The following is a 15129-nucleotide window of genomic DNA, read 5'->3' on the forward strand; positions in this document are numbered from 1 at the left end:
TCAGCGTCCTTTATCGCTTTGTGGCGGACTGTCGCTTTTGTGGGGACTCGGCGCCCTGTTCAATACCTTCGTTATAGGCATCGTAGTCATCGTAGGCCTCGACAATTGCGGTTACCAGCGGGTTGCGCACCACATCCGCAGCCGCCAGCGCCGGAAAAGCGATTCCCGGCACACTGCGCAGCACCTCACGGGCGACAGCTAGACCGGACTTCTGCCCTCGAGGCAGGTCGACCTGGCTGGCGTCACCGGTGATGACCATCTTCGAACCGAAGCCCAGGCGGGTGAGGAACATTTTCATCTGCGCCGGAGTAGTGTTCTGTGCTTCGTCGAGAATGATGAACGCATTGTTCAAGGTACGACCGCGCATGTACGCCAGCGGTGCGACCTCCACTACCCCAGTTTCCATCAGCTTTGGAATCAGCTCTGGCTCAAGCATTTCGCGCATCGCATCGTGCAATGGGCGCAGGTAGGGGTCAATCTTCTCGTGCAGAGTACCCGGCAGGAAGCCCAGGTTCTCACCCGCCTCCACTGCGGGGCGAGTCAGAATAATGCGTTCTACCTGCTTATTCTTCAGTGCAGCAACCGCCTTGGCCATGGCCAAGAAGGTCTTGCCCGTACCGGCTGGGCCGATACCGAAAACAACGTTATAGCGGTCGATGGCATCGACGTAGTTCTTTTGTCCCTCGGTCTTGGGACGCACGGTCTTGCCACGATGTGTCACGATGCCGCCACCGAGCACCTCGCTGGCGGACTTCTCCCCGCGATCCACAATGCCCACCGCGTGCCGCACCGACTCCGGGGAGAGCTCGTGCCCACGACGGGCCATTGCCTCTAGCTCCTTGAACGCGCGGACAGCCAACGAAACATCCGCCGGAGCACCCTTGATTGTCACAACTCCGCCGCGGACATGAATATCCGCTGCCAGCAGAGATTCCAGCAGACGTAGGTTCTGATCCGCATGACCGACCACAATCGGCGCGAGATTGTCATCGAGCTCGACGACGGCAGTGGTACGAGCAGTTACTGAATACTTTGTCATTATGCGTCTATCCTACTGACCAGGCGTGGGTGCGCCGCCCCAGCGCTTTGTCAACGGGCCCAGTGCGCAAAGAGCAGCAGCTCCCGCGAGGGCGCTGCGGAGAACTGTCGGGCCGAGTACTACCGAGCTAGCACCTGCGGCGCGGAAGGCCTCGAGTTCCCCAGGGCTGACTCCCCCTTCTGGGCCGACGATGAAAAGAACCTTGTCAGCGTTTGCTGCCTGCGCGGCGAAGTCCACGAACGGAGCTGTTTCCTCCTCGTGCAAAACTGCTGCCACACCACCTGCTGACGTGGTTTCCTGGATGAGTTGCTCAATATCAGCGGAGCTATGCAGGTCAGCGACCGGCGGAATCCATGCACGACGAGCCTGCTTGGCTGCCTCGCGCGCAGCCGACTGCCACTTGGCGCGGGCCTTAGTGACCTTCGCGGTACCCTGCCATCGGGCCACACAATTCACGGCCGCCCAGGGGATAATCTCATCGACCCCAGCCTCGGTCATCAAATCGACCGCAAGCTCAGCACGATCCGACTTCGGCAGTGCCTGCACCACAGTGACGTGCGGGCGCGGACGTGGACGTTCCTCGGCGGCAACTACGCGAACGTGGACCTCACGCGGATCTACGTGCATGAGCTGTGCCCGCACCACCTTGTCCGCACCATTGGCAAGAAGAATCTCCGCGCCCTCCTTCAGCCTGCGAACGCTGATGTGCTTTGCCTCCGACCCGAGGATTCGAATGATTTCTTCCGGGCGCGGCAGCTCGGTGAACTCACCGAGGAATACGGGCAAACTCATGTGTGCTTCACACTCACTGGAGGGGGCTTTGGGGATGGCGTGTTCTAACGGCGGCGGAATCGGGAGAAGAAACCGTTGCGCTCACTCGAGTCTGCCACCTTGGCATCATCATCGCGGTGCTCGCGTAGCTTCTCCAGCAGCTCGCGGGACTTGCGGTCCAGCTTCGTCGGCACCGTGACATCGACGTGTGCGACCACGTCGCCGTTGCCCTCGCCGCGCAGATGCGGCATGCCCTTACCCGACAGACGAATCTGCTCTGCCGGCTGGGTGCCCGAATCAACCTTGATGGTCATTGGTTCGCCGAGCAGGTCGTCGACCTCAAACTCGGTACCAAGTGCGGCATCAGCCATGGGCACCTGCACGTTAAAGTGCAGATCATCGCCCTCACGCTCGAATACAGGGTGCGGGTCCATGGCAACTTCCACGTAGAGGTCACCCGCCGGGCCACCGCCCGGACCGACCTCGCCCTGCCCTGCCATGCGAATACGCATGCCATCAGAGATACCTGCCGGAACGTTGACCGTCAGATCACGGCGAGCACGGACGCGGCCATCGCCACCGCAGTTGTTACACGGATCGGGGATGATCTCGCCGGTGCCCTCACAAGTCGGGCACGGCCGCGAGGTCATCACATTGCCCAGGAAAGAACGCTGGACCTGTTGAATCTCGCCAGTGCCATCACAGCTGGTACACATCTTCGGCTTGGACTTGGACTTCGAGCCGGTTCCCTCGCACTGCTCACACAGCACCGCGGTGTCCACCGTGATGGGCTTGCGGACACCGGTGAATGCCTCATCGAGGCCCAGAGAAATACGCAGCAGCGCATCTGCACCTGGCTGCACACGCGAGCGGCGCTGGCGGGTACCGCCGGCACCGCCGAAGAATGCCTCGAAGATATCGCCGACTCCGCCGCCGCCGAAACCGCCGAAGCCACCGCCTGGCATACCGCCCTGCGGATTGAGAGGATCTCCTCCCATATCCACAATCCGGCGCTTTTCAGGATCCAGCAGGACCTCGTTCGCTTCAGAGGCCTCACGGAACTTCTCCGCAGCTTCTTCATCACCCGGATTACGGTCTGGGTGGTACTTGAGCGCCAGCTTTCGGTACGCCTTCTTAATCTCAGCGTCCGTAGCGTCCTTCTCCACTCCGAGGATGCCGTAATAGTCGCGTGCCAACTTTAGCTACTTCCTTTCAATACCCGGCCAACGTACTGTGCAACAGCAGCAACCGAGGAAATTGTTCCCGGATAATCCATAAATGTGGGGCCAACTACTCCCATGCCACCTAAAATCTCGGTGCCGGTGCCATAGCCAGTTGAAACAACTGAAGTAGCGCGCAGCTCCTCGTCCTCGTTTTCCTCACCGATAGAAACGCGGACATGGTGTAAATCCTGCGCGGCCGACAGCAGTTTCAACACGATCACCTGTTCTTCGAGAGCCTCAAGAACCATGGGCAACGTAGAAGGTAAGCGACCGGCCATATTACCACGGGTCAAATTCGACGCCCCGGCCAGGATGAGCCTGTCATTCGGCCTCTCAATTAACGACTCCACCAGCACCGTCGAGCAGCGGATGATTACATCCCGCAAATCGCGCGGGGCGTTAGCCGCAAGATCGGAAATCGCAATCGACGCGTCGGCAAGTGTGTGCCCCGACATTGCACGGTTGAAATGCTCACGCAACAGCGGCACGAGATCGGGATCCATCGGTGCTGGCAGCTCGACATTGCGCTGCTCCACGCGCCCGGTGTCGGTGATGACTACCAGCAACAATCGCGCGTCGGCGAGCTGGACGACCTCGCAGTGTCGGACGCGGGAGACCTCCAGCGTCGGCACCTGCACTACTGCGACCTGGCGGGTTAGCTGGGCCAGCAGCTGCACACTTCGGCGCAGCACGTCCTCCAAATCGACGCCACCTTCGAGGAACTCGAGGATAGCTCGGCGCTCAGCCCGGGACAGCGGCTTAATCTGCGAAAGGTTGTCCACAAAAAGGCGGTAGCCCTTCTCAGTCGGGATACGCCCGGACGATGCATGTTCCTGCTGGATATAGCCCTCGGCCTCCAGCACAGCCATGTCATTTCTAATGGTCGCCGAGGACACACCCAGATTGTGGCGCTCCACCAGAGCCTTCGAGCCGACCGGCTCCTGGGAAGCTACGTAATCCGAGACAATTGCCCGAAGAACTTCCTGCCTGCGCTTATCCGTCTGAGATGACATGCGGATAGTTTAACTAAGGATGTCAACAATTATTGCGTCGGCCAGCAAACGGCCGCGATTTGTCAGCTGAATCCGCTGACCACCATCGACGGAAACAAACTCCACCATGCCCGCTTCCGCTTGCCGACGTGCCTTGTCCAGTTCATCCTCACCGAGCAGATTGGCATCAATACCCTCGGCCAGGCGGAGGCCCAGCATAATCTTCTCGGTGTGTCGATCCTCGGCCGTTAGCCCTTCTGAATCCTTGACTGGCAACTCGCCGCCGGAAATGGTCACCGCGTAGCGAGCCGGATGCTTGACGTTGTAAAACCTCGTGCCATCCAGGTGCGAATGTGCACCGGGGCCCGCACCCCACCAATTTCCATCGCGCCAGTAGAGCATGTTGTGGCGACACTGGCCACCCGGCTTCGCCCAGTTGGACACCTCATACCAGGAGAAACCGACTTGACTCAGTGCAGCATCGATGCGCTCGTAGCGATCGGCGAGATCGTCGTCGTCAGGCATCGGCAGCTCACCGCGACGAACCTTACGCGCCATCGCGGTACCTGGCTCGACAATCAGCGAGTACGCCGAAACATGATCGACGTCCGTGGCCAGGACTGCCTCCAACGTCGTATCGAGGTTCGCCATCGACTCCCCTGGCGTGCCATAGATAACGTCGAGGTTGATGTGCTCAAAGCCGGCCGCGCGTGCCTCCGCCACTGCCGCCGCAGGACGCCCCGGCGTGTGCGTACGATCCAGAGTGGCCAGCACATGCGGCACAGCCGACTGCATGCCCAGACTCACCCGGGTAAACCCTGCCTCGGCCAAGCCTTCGAAAAACTCCGGGGAGGTCGACTCGGGATTCGACTCGGTGGTGACCTCGGCGTCGTCGGCAAGCCCAAAGCTGTTGCGCACACCGTCGAGCAGGCGACGAAGACCACTCGCCCCCAACATCGACGGCGTACCACCGCCGACGAATACGGTATCGGCGCCACGCGCTAGTTCGGGGTGCTTTACGACGGCCATCTCGAGCTCAGCCACGATGGCATCGAGGTAGTCTCCCTGCGTTGCGCCACTGCCCAGCTGACCTGGCGTGTACGTGTTGAAATCACAGTAGCCACAACGGGTGGCACAGAATGGGACGTGTAAGTAGACACCGAAGGAATCGGTGTGTGCGGAGGCTTCGCTCACGCATGCTCCTTGGCTCGACGTTGCTTGACGCGGCGGACAATTTCATCGATGCGGGCACGTTCCATCAGGAACTCCGGAGGCCTACGGCCGCGCAGCGCATTGGCAACTGCCGGATGAGTCTCGGGAACAGCAACACACCAAGCGGCGGCAGCGGACAGTGCACGGCGGCCAGACTGTGCGTAAAGCTGCGGAAGCACCACACTACCGAGCTTTTCCACGCCTCGGATGTTTTCGGCGGAAACCCAGTCGGCGAGTTCCTCCAGGTAAGAAGCCACGGCATCGGAGCGAGCAATCATTGCCTGCGTGACCGTAGGGACTGCAACCGGATGCTTCAAAGGAGCCGGAATGAGCGACAGTGACTGCACATCCGGCGACTTCGGTGCCGGATGCGGGTGTCGACGCGGTGTCGAAGCGGAGGAAAGAGTACCGATGCGCCCCGAGCGAATGCCGGAGGTAAACGCTTGGCGTAGACCATCAAGCTCACCAATCAGAGGGCGGCAGTCCTCAACGGCCTCGTCGACGATGTCAGCGAGCTCGAGGACACATTCGTCCACCAGCTCACGATCTACATCAGCAACCGCCTGAGCAAGGTGCTCGATGTGTTCGGCAACTTCGTCACCAATGTCGTAGAGCTCTTGGGTCACTTCGCGCAGGCGTAGCCGAGCATCGAAGTGGTTAATCATTGCCCGCCCTCCCACGACATCTTCGGCGCCGGTGACATCATTGCAGTCTTCCGCTTTCGAATATCGACGAACATTGACGAATGCCGACTTTCGAAAACTGAAAACTCCTTAAAAATTTCTAGCGCCCCTCACCTTAATGGGGTGAGGGGCGCTAGCGCGGTAACAACACGCTGCCGTTTTCTATCGGCAGCGGGTAGACCGTGAATTAACGCTGGTAGAGAGCCTCAATGTCACGCGAGTAGTTGTCCATGACAATGTTGCGCTTGACCTTCATGGTCGGGGTCAGCTCGCCGCTTTCCTCGGTGAAGTCACTGTCCAGAATATGGAACTTCTTAATGGCCTCTGCGTGAGAAACCAGCTCGTTAGCGGAGTTGACGGCGTCCTGAATCTCGGCGCGCAAAACTGCGCTGGAGGCAGCGAGTTCACGGATCGAGGTGTGCTCGGGGACGGAGTGCTCAATCTTCCACTTCTCCAGTGCCTCCTCATCGAGAGTGACCAACACGGAGACGAACGGACGACCATCGCCGATGACGACTGCCTGGGACACCAGCGGGTGCGCACGCATGCGGTCTTCCATCGGGCCCGGCGCGACATTCTTACCACCAGCGGTGACAATGAGGTCCTTCTTGCGGCCGGTGATCTTCAGGTGGCCTTCTTCGGTCAGCTCACCGAGGTCACCAGTCTTAAACCATTCGCCGTCGATGAAGGCTTCCTTGGTTGCCTCTTCGTTCTTCCAGTAGCGGTCGAACACAACCGGACCACGGAGCAGAACTTCGCCGTCATCAGCGATAGCGGCGGAGCAACCACCGACCGGACGACCAACGGTACCAATAATCTGCTCGCTCGGGTTGTTCACGGTGACGGCAGCCGTGGACTCAGTCAGACCGTAGCCTTCGTAGACAGGCACACCGAGACCACGGAAGAAGTGCCCGAGGTCAGAGGACAGAGCCGAACCACCGGAAATGGTGTACTGCACGGCCTCACCCATAGCTGCGCGAATTTTCGAGAACAGCAGGCGATCGTAGAGCTGGCGACGCAGCTTCAAGACACGCGACGGACCTGCCGGAGTATCCAGTGCCTTGGAGTACTCGATGGCGGTGGCCTCAGCACGCTCGAACATGGCCAGGCCGAATGCGCCCTTCTCCTTAGCGGAGGCGTAGGCGGAGTCACGAACCTTCTCGAACACGCGCGGCACACCGAGAATCATGTGCGGACGGGAACGCTGGAACTCCAGGGTGACGGTCTTGGTATCAGCCCAGTGAGACTGGGTAGCACCGGAAATCATCGAAGCCAGGGACACTGCGTGAGCCAACACGTGCGCCAACGGCAGGAAGGTCAGAATGCGGTTCCCCGGACGGGCAATCAGGCCAATCTCGTTGGTGAGGATGGCGCGGGCCTCCGCCAGCCAGTTGCTGTGCAGGAGCACGCAGCCCTTCGGACGACCAGTGGTACCGGAGGTGTAAATCACGGTTGCCAGGTCGTCGGCCTTGGTGTCCTTGATGCGGCGCTCGACCTCGTCGCCGTCAATGTCACGGCCTTCGTAGCTAATGGTGTCAGTAGCGGAAGCGTTAATCTCCAGTACACGACGCAGCTGAGACTCGCCCTCCGGGTTCTCGGTGCCCTTTTCGACCAGCAGAGGCTTCATGCGGTCGGTGTGCTCACGCGACTCGGTAAATGCGAAAACAGCACCGGAGTTTTCAATAATCCAACGAATCTGGCCAGACGAAGAAGAGCCGTAAATCGGGACAACAGCAGCGCCTGCCATCCAGATAGCGGTATTGATCAGGTTCCACTCGTAGCGAGTCTCACTGAGCAGCGCTACGCGGTCGCCCGGCTGAACACCGTTGGCAATTAGCCCCTTAGCGACGCCCTTTGCCTCGTCATAGAACTCCTGAGCAGTGACATTTACCCACTCAAAGTTCTTGGGGCGAGTGAAAAGCACCAGCTTCGGGCGCTTCTGCACCAGCTCCTGCAGCGAGGTAATAATCGTTTCGTCCTCGCCGATGACGTATTTCGCCTCGGTAGTATATTCACGCATCGAGTTACAAACCCCTACTTTCGGTAGTTCTGTCCGTCGTTGGTTTCGTTAGGAATCAACTTAGAACATCAAACCCTGCGCCGTTGTGATTTCAGTAAATATTTCGATAACGAAGTGATTTACCTTACTACTGGCAAAGTTTTTCTAAACTGGCATGATGGAAAGGGTGACACAGGCAGCTTCCAATCCTCCCCTTTCCTCTCCACTCGCCGACCTCGCTAAAGATGTCGGAGTTGGGGTTTCCTACTACTCCACCGAGGGCCAACTCGTGCACGTCTCTCGTGAGACAGTGCTAAAAACTCTCGCTGCTCTCGACATCGATCTGGGCCCAGATCCCAGCGATGCCGACATCAACGACGCCCGTCGTGAGTGGGCAGACACGCAGTGGTCTCGCCTTCTCCCGCCCGTGGTAGTTACCCGCCAGGGCATCTTCCACCGAGTTCTGGTTCACGTACCGCACGGCAGCAATGTCAGCGTGACTGTGAAACTGGAGGACGGCGCAGAATGGCCCTGCGCTCAGGTGCACCACTTGGTACCGCCACGCCAGGTCGGCGATGTGTTGATGGGTGAAGCCGCCTTCGCAATTCCAGAGGATCTGCCACTTGGTTGGCATCGCTTGCGCGCAGTCAACGATGACAACGTCGCTGAGTGCGATGTGGCCGTAACCCCCAACCGTCTCGCCACTGCCGACAAGTACGTGCAGAATCCTGCGCATGGTGTCATGGCACAGCTGTACTCGGTACGCTCCAGCCGCAGCTGGGGTATTGGCGATTTCGCTACCCTCGGCGACTTGGCACAGGTCAGTGCAGAGCACGCGGGCTCTGATTTCGTCCTCATCAATCCGTTGCACGCCGCAGAGCCACTGCCTCCGGTAGAAGACTCGCCGTACCTGCCCACCACGCGCCGCTATGTCAATCCGCTGTACGCGCGCCCAGAGCTTATCGACGAGTTCGGGTACCTGGACAAGGACGAGGCCGATGAAGCCCGTGCGCTAGCGAACTCTTTCCACCAGCTCAATCACAGCCCTGATGAGATTGACCGCAACCCCATCTACGCTGCAAAGCTCAAGGTATTGCGGGCAATTCACAAGATCCCCCTGTCCAGCGCACGCCAGGCGGAATTTGACCGTTGGCTGGAGGCCGAGGGCCGTGGCATATACGACTACGCGTCGTGGTGCACCGAGCGCGAGCTCGCGGATCGCGCTGCTGCCCGCGATGCTGCACGCGCTGCCACTTCCGATTCTGGTGCCGTAACCGAGAACGATATCGAGTTGGTTCCACCGTTGGGTAACCACGCCAGTGTCGAATCTCTGCGGGAGGAAATCTTCCAGTTCCACCTCTGGGTGCAGTGGATTCTCGATCAGCAGCTCGGCCAGGCACAAGAGGCAGCCCTGGATGCGGGTATGCGCATCGGCATCATGGCCGACCTTGCCGTCGGCGTGCACCCTGGCGGCGCGGATGCCGAGAACCTTGCGGATTGGCTCGCTCCTGCTATCTCTGTTGGCGCACCGCCAGACGGTTTTAACCAGCGCGGCCAAGACTGGTCGCAGCCGCCGTGGAACCCGCACAAGCTAGCCGAGGCCGGCTACCGCCCCTGGCGCGACATGCTGCGCACAATCCTTCGCCACGCAGGTGGCATTCGTGTTGACCACGTGCTGGGTATGTTCCGCCTCTGGGTCATGCCGCGGATGGAGTCCCCCGTCAATGGCACCTACCTGTACTTCGACCACGAGGCAATGGTCGGCATTCTCGCACTTGAGGCCGAGCTCGCTGGGGCCGTCGTCGTAGGCGAAGACCTGGGCACTTTCGAGCCGTGGGTGCAGGACTACCTGGCCTCGCGGGGCATCATGGGCACCTCGATCGTGTGGTTTGAATCCGAGGGCGACCAGCCGAAACCACCAAGCGCTTACCGCAGCCTGTGCCTGTCCTCCGTCACCACGCACGATCTGCCGCCGACGGCAGGCTACCTCGCAGGCGAGCACATCAAGCTACGGGAACGCCTGAGACTATTGCTTTCCGACGTCGCGGAGGAAGACCGCCGGGACTTCGAGTGGATTCGAAAGGTTTTGGGTGCGGCCAAGGAAGCCGGCTGCTTTGGTGACACGGCTGCGGCGGACATGGATGTTCATTCCCTTACCCGCGATAATCTGCCACCAATTGACGCACTGGTCACGGGGCTGCACCGCTTCCTCGACCAGACGCCATCCGCGCTGAAGTGTGAGGCCTTGGTGGACATGGTCGGCGATCGTCGTACTCAGAACCAGCCGGGCACGAGCCACGACCAGTACCCGAACTGGTGCATTCCGCTAACCGATGCCGAGGGCAAGGCCGTGCTTGTCGAGGACCTGCCTCGCTTCCCCGGATTCAAGCGTTAATTGGTTCGTGAGCGACTAATCCCTCATTTTTGCTGTTCACCGATCTTTCAGGTTATATGCCCGGCACTAAAACCGAGGCTAAAACTGGAAATCGGTGACTGCACCAGCGATGAGGATGAGAAGAAGCAAAACGATTAGGGCAAGTAGGACCTTCGAGTGCCTCGACCGATGCATGCTAACTCAGCTCCCTACTGCGAAATATTTGCGAACTACCCAACTCTAGCCTGTTGGGCAAATTTCCTAATGCTTTAAGACATACCTTAGGGCAGCGATAGCGACCCAACACTTAAAGGGGGCTTCTCCCAGCTCAATTCATCGGGTCTCTCGGTGAGCTATCCGCAAGGCCACTACCTCTTCGGCTAGCTCTCGCTGCCCGCTCCTCGACGCTCCTGCGAACGCTCCCGCCGATGCACCGACCTCTGCCACAGACGTCCGCTGACAACATCGATTGCGCCAACGAGAACGAAAGCAAGAAACCCTCCGACTACCAGGAGAACCACGCATAGCACGCTGACCTGCGCAAGCAGTGGCAATTGGATAAGCCACTGCCCTACTCTGTCGAATGCTTCTGCCATGAGTGTCAACCTACCCTGCCGGTGACCGGAATAACCAGTGGGCGGCGGTCGCGGGGCTCGTCGTAAAGCGTGAAGCTAGGCATCAGTGCCCGACAGCCCGCGGCGTTCGAGGAGCGGCTGGATGTCCTTGTCGCGGCCTCGGAAAGCGCGGTAGGCGGCCATAAAATCGATGGCGCCACCACGGGAGAGAATCTCCTCGCGGAAGTGGCTGCCGCCGCTGATTGTGGCACCGCCGTTGTCGGTGAACCAACCGAAACCGTCCGCGTCGAGAACCTCTGCCCACAGGTAGGAGTAATAGCCCGCCGAGTAACCACCGGCGAAGATGTGGTTGAAGTAGCGGGAGCGGTAACGCGGAGCCAGGTGGGGAACGTCGAGGCCGAGTTCGGCAAGTGCTTCCGCTTCGAAGGCATCAACATCAGTGACCTGAGCTGCTTCCTCCTCGGTGAGGCTGTGCCAGGCCAGATCGATGGCGCACGCGGCGAGGTACTCAACCGTGGCGAATCCCTCACCAGCGGTGCGGGCCTTCTTCACCGACTCGACTAGCTCGGCCGGGATCGGCTCACCGGTACGAACGTGGACGGCGTAATTGGCCAGAATGGACGGTTCAAGCGCCCAGTTCTCGTTGATCTGGGAGGGGAATTCCACGAAGTCGCGCGGGACGTTAGTGCCCGAGAAGGTCGGGTATGTGACGTCGGAAAGCAGACCGTGGAGGGCGTGCCCGAACTCGTGGAAAGCAGTGGTGACCTCGTCGAGCGTCAGTAGCACCGGGGTGCCCGGTTCGGTTTCGGCGATGTTCATCACGTTGACCACGACTGGCAGGCGCCCCAGCAGACGGGACTGGTCCCTAAACGAGCTCATCCACGCACCACCGCGCTTGGTCGGACGCGAGAAGTAGTCCGTAATAATCAGGCCGATGGTCTCGCCTCCGCCCTGGCGTACCTCCCACACGGTCGTGCCCGGCGCGTATCCCTGCAGGTCCTCGCGCTTGACTACCTCGATGCCATAGAGCTTGCGGGCAGCGTAGAACACGCCGTCTTCGATAACACGGTGGAGCTCGAAGTAGTTCTTGAGTTCCTCCGTGTCGACTGCGAATTCTTCCGCTTTACGACGGCGCTCCCAATACGGCCAGTCAGCGCCCGTGACCGTCTCATCGCCAGCCAGATCAGCGACCCGCTTGTACTCGCCTTCAGCATTCGCAATGGCAGCTGGCGCCAGGTCTGCAATGAGCTTCCGAGCAGCTTCTGCGGTGGTTGCCGTCTCCTTGGCAATGACGTAATCCGCATGCGTGTCGTAGCCGAGCAGCTTGGCACGGCGGGCACGCAGGCGTGCCATTTCCAGCACAATGTCGGAGTTGTCGAACTTGCCGGAGGCAGCACCCGCACGCCCCAGTGAGGCTTCGTAGAGCTTGGCGCGAGTAGCCGGATTATCCAGGTCAGCCAGCTGTGCCGGAGTTGACGGTAGGTCCAGCGGAATCAGCCACGGCGCATCGGTGTCGGCCTTTTTCGCGTAGGCGGCGAAGGACGCAATGGCGTCGTCGGAAAGCCCGGCGAGCTCCTCGCGGTCGTAGATTTCCACGGCGCGCGCAACGGTGTCCTTCAGCAGATTTTCGCCGAAAGCCGTGGAAAGCTCAGAGAGGCGGGAATTGATGCGGCTGAGCTCGGCTTTGTCCTCGTCGCTGAGGTCCGCACCGGCGCGCTGGAAGTCTTCGCGGACTTTCTTCAGCAGCAGCTTCGCCTCTTCCGGGGTGGCGGCATCGTCAACGCTGTCAATGGCATTGATGCGCTGCCACAGGTCACTGCGCATGCGAATCTGATCCAGGTGTGCTGTGAGCTGCGGGGCGATCTCGGCTTCAATTTCCATGCGGACGTCGGTGGCGTCCGTCCCGGCAACGTTGAAGAAATAAGCAGCGACGCGGTCCAGATCTTGGCCCGCCTTCTCCATTGCCTCGATGGTGTTAACGAAGGTCGGAGCCTCCGACGACGTGGCGATGGCGTCAATCTCGCGCGCATGGCTGCGCATTGCTTCGCTAAAAGCCTCGCGGACGTGGCTGTCATCGATTGCCGCAAAATCTGGCAATTCGCAGAACAATTCCGACGGTGTCAACAGTGGATTTCGTGCATCATTGGTCATAGTGAATTCAACTGTAGCGTGCTCGAAAAACCAGAGTGCGCCTACCGTCTGAAACAGACTCCCCGCCCTTCTGGCAGGACCAACCGTGACGAGGAGGCGTTTTCCGCCATGACAGAGACGACTATTTCCGCTCCCTGCGGGAGGCTAACCGGCCGTATTCACGATGGCGCAATACAAGTTTTCAATATCGATTACGCAGATGCTGCTCCGTTCGCCGCGTCGGCACCGGTGGCAGACGGCCCACAGTCGGGCACTCGGCGCTGTGAACCCGAGCGCGAATTAGTTCTCACCGTCACCGCACCGGCTGAGCCCGCGGACGCCTCCTATCCGGTATTGCTGTGGATTCACGGTGGTAGCTACGAGTTTGGGCATCCCTCCGAACCCTGGACGGACGCGACGGCCTTCGCACAGGCGGGCATCGTCACCGTTTCGCTTGGATACCGCAAGGGCCTCGAGGGCTTCTGGCGTGACAGTGAAACAGAGACCTACCGGGCCATTGATGACCTGTATCTGGGGCTGCAGTGGGCTCGTCGTAACGCGCCTGCCTTCGGCGGCGATATCGACAACATCACTATCTCGGGGCAATCGGCGGGTGCGGCGCTGGCGCTCACTCTGGCTGCCGACGATCGCACGCGCGGCCAGATCCAACGCACCATTGCCATGTCGCCGGCCTTCTCGCTGCTGTCGGGCTCGCGCCTCCGCCGCACGTTGGCCGGCATCGGCGTGGGACGTGTGCCGTCCACCGACGTCTTTTCGCGTGCCGACGAACGCAGGGTCGCTCGGGCCCAGAAATTGGTGTCGGCATCCTCGCCTTCGGATCCGGCAATTGGGCCTCGCTTCGACAGCTTTGCTCCCACACTGCCGACGATGGTGACCGCCACCAGCGAAGAGTTCTTCTCAGAACCGCCGGTTGTGGCGATGGACAAGTTGCCCATGCGAGAGTGGATGGCTCGGCGCTACGCCAAGGGGCATCGCGGCCACGGCGAATTTCCGGCCACCGCCTATGCCGAGCGTCCGATGGGGAATGTCATTTCTGACTCAGCGATTCGCTCATACGCTGTTAAAGTCGCCGAACGGTCCGTGGCGGCTGAGCTGGATGTGTGGGCGGCACAGTTCGAACCGGGAGAAGGGTTGGGCTATGCACCTGCTGGCCGCACCAGTGGTGCTCCGCACTGCATCGACATTGCACGCTTCTTCGGTATGAAAGAACCCAACCATCCATTCCACCAAGTGGCGGTCGAGTTCATCCGCGAAGGCACCTCACACATGCCCCGCTACAACGACGACCGCAAGGTGACTACCTTTACCGGCGCTGACGCCCAGGCAGTCGAGGGCATTGCCATCGATGCGTGGGCGGCTCCGCGCCAGCTCTTTGGTGCATAGGGAATAAGGCGGGTGAAGCTTGCGCTGGTTAGCGCTGTGCTGTTGCGCTCAACAACTGAGCCCAGCAACTTAAGCTGGCAAAGTCTGCATGTACCGATAAATCTCGACGCAGACCAAAATGGTGATCAGCGTGATAAGTACTGCTATGAGTTTCCTGCGATCCATAGCCACCGTTCTTACCGAAGCACCAGGCCAGACGCAAGCTTTACCGTCTGTGTTTAACTATCAACTATGGAGCCGCTTGATTTATTAGTCCCCGAGAATTCCGCGCTACAACCGGTCGACCCCGCGCTGGCTAAGGTGAAGCGAATCGCGCACGCCGCTCCCCTGCTAGTTATCACGATTGCAGCCGTCGTCGCCGCTGTGATGTGGACTCCGTGGATGTGGTTGGGCGTCCTCGCCTGCGTGCTCTACTTCGCATATATCTACTGGCTCATCGGTCGACGAGTTCGTGCCCACCGATACCTCGAAGAGGACAACGACTTCATCGTTGCGTCCGGACGTTGGTGGCGCTCGGTCACTGTTGTCCCTTACGGACGAATCCAGTTCATTGACATCGATGAAGGACCTCTCCTTCGACTATTCGGACTGGCAACGCTGAAGCTCAACACAGCATCGGCGAGCTCGGATGCAGCCGTCCACGGTTTGCCACGCGAAGAAGCGCTCGCCCTGCGCGCTCGTCTATCTCAGCGCGCCCACGACCGGATGGCGGGTCTTTAAATGAGGC

12 protein-coding genes are annotated in these 15129 nt (G+C 60.1%); 3 read left to right on the forward strand and 9 right to left on the reverse strand.

What is annotated here, in order from left to right; genetic code table 11:
• Window positions 1–10: 10 nt before the first annotated feature.
• The 7 genes from QKE19_RS02625 to QKE19_RS02655 form a co-directional block, all read right to left on the reverse strand.
• Complete coding sequence (locus QKE19_RS02625; protein WP_070549896.1) at window positions 11–1039, reverse strand: PhoH family protein; 1029 nt, start codon at window positions 1037–1039, stop codon at window positions 11–13.
• Between the two features lie 12 nt (window positions 1040–1051).
• Window positions 1052–1831 (reverse strand): 16S rRNA (uracil(1498)-N(3))-methyltransferase, encoded by a 780-nt coding sequence (locus QKE19_RS02630; protein ID WP_070549897.1) that lies wholly within the window; start codon window positions 1829–1831, stop codon window positions 1052–1054.
• Window positions 1832–1875: 44 nt separating this feature from the next.
• The gene (gene dnaJ, locus QKE19_RS02635; protein ID WP_049170716.1) at window positions 1876–3006 is read right to left on the reverse strand and encodes a molecular chaperone DnaJ; all 1131 of its coding nucleotides are present in this window, start codon (window positions 3004–3006) and stop codon (window positions 1876–1878) included.
• 2 nt (window positions 3007–3008) lie between these two features.
• A complete protein-coding gene (hrcA, locus tag QKE19_RS02640) occupies window positions 3009–4046 on the reverse strand; it encodes a heat-inducible transcriptional repressor HrcA (RefSeq protein ID WP_070549898.1) in 1038 nt (345 codons plus the stop codon).
• A gap of 9 nt (window positions 4047–4055) precedes the next feature.
• Window positions 4056–5219 carry a radical SAM family heme chaperone HemW gene (gene hemW / locus QKE19_RS02645; RefSeq protein ID WP_070595540.1) on the reverse strand — a complete coding sequence of 388 codons (1164 nt, stop codon included), beginning with the start codon at window positions 5217–5219 and terminating at the stop codon, window positions 4056–4058.
• Window positions 5216–5902 carry a hypothetical protein gene (locus QKE19_RS02650; RefSeq protein WP_016423121.1) on the reverse strand — a complete coding sequence of 229 codons (687 nt, stop codon included), beginning with the start codon at window positions 5900–5902 and terminating at the stop codon, window positions 5216–5218. Before QKE19_RS02650 ends, hemW begins: the two co-directional genes overlap by 4 nt.
• 205 nt (window positions 5903–6107) lie before the next feature.
• Window positions 6108–7940: a long-chain fatty acid--CoA ligase gene (locus QKE19_RS02655; RefSeq protein WP_016423122.1), complete on the reverse strand. Its 1833-nt coding sequence runs from the start codon at window positions 7938–7940 to the stop codon at window positions 6108–6110.
• Window positions 7941–8094: 154 nt separating this feature from the next.
• On the opposite strand from QKE19_RS02655, the gene malQ reads away from it, so the two are divergent.
• On the forward strand, window positions 8095–10314 hold the full coding sequence (gene malQ, locus QKE19_RS02660) for a 4-alpha-glucanotransferase (RefSeq protein WP_049189616.1): 2220 nt from the start codon (window positions 8095–8097) through the stop codon (window positions 10312–10314).
• Between the two features lie 359 nt (window positions 10315–10673).
• On the opposite strand, the gene QKE19_RS02665 is transcribed toward malQ, so the two are convergent.
• Window positions 10674–10889, reverse strand: a complete 216-nt coding sequence (locus tag QKE19_RS02665; protein WP_042388817.1) for a hypothetical protein — start codon at window positions 10887–10889, stop codon at window positions 10674–10676.
• Window positions 10890–10964: 75 nt separating this feature from the next.
• Window positions 10965–13019: a M3 family metallopeptidase gene (locus QKE19_RS02670; RefSeq protein WP_070600903.1), complete on the reverse strand. Its 2055-nt coding sequence runs from the start codon at window positions 13017–13019 to the stop codon at window positions 10965–10967.
• A gap of 108 nt (window positions 13020–13127) precedes the next feature.
• Here QKE19_RS02670 and QKE19_RS02675 point away from each other — a divergent pair, with 108 nt between their 5' ends.
• The gene (locus QKE19_RS02675) at window positions 13128–14402 is read left to right on the forward strand and encodes a carboxylesterase family protein (protein ID WP_049192869.1); all 1275 of its coding nucleotides are present in this window, start codon (window positions 13128–13130) and stop codon (window positions 14400–14402) included.
• A gap of 231 nt (window positions 14403–14633) precedes the next feature.
• Window positions 14634–15122, forward strand: coding sequence for a PH domain-containing protein (locus QKE19_RS02680; protein WP_049192868.1), 489 nt, complete (start codon window positions 14634–14636; stop codon window positions 15120–15122).
• The last annotated feature ends 7 nt before the right edge of the window (window positions 15123–15129 follow it).

It is taken from the genome of Corynebacterium sp. c8Ua_99, from assembly GCF_039907185.1.
Classification (GTDB): domain Bacteria; phylum Actinomycetota; class Actinomycetes; order Mycobacteriales; family Mycobacteriaceae; genus Corynebacterium; species Corynebacterium jeikeium_D.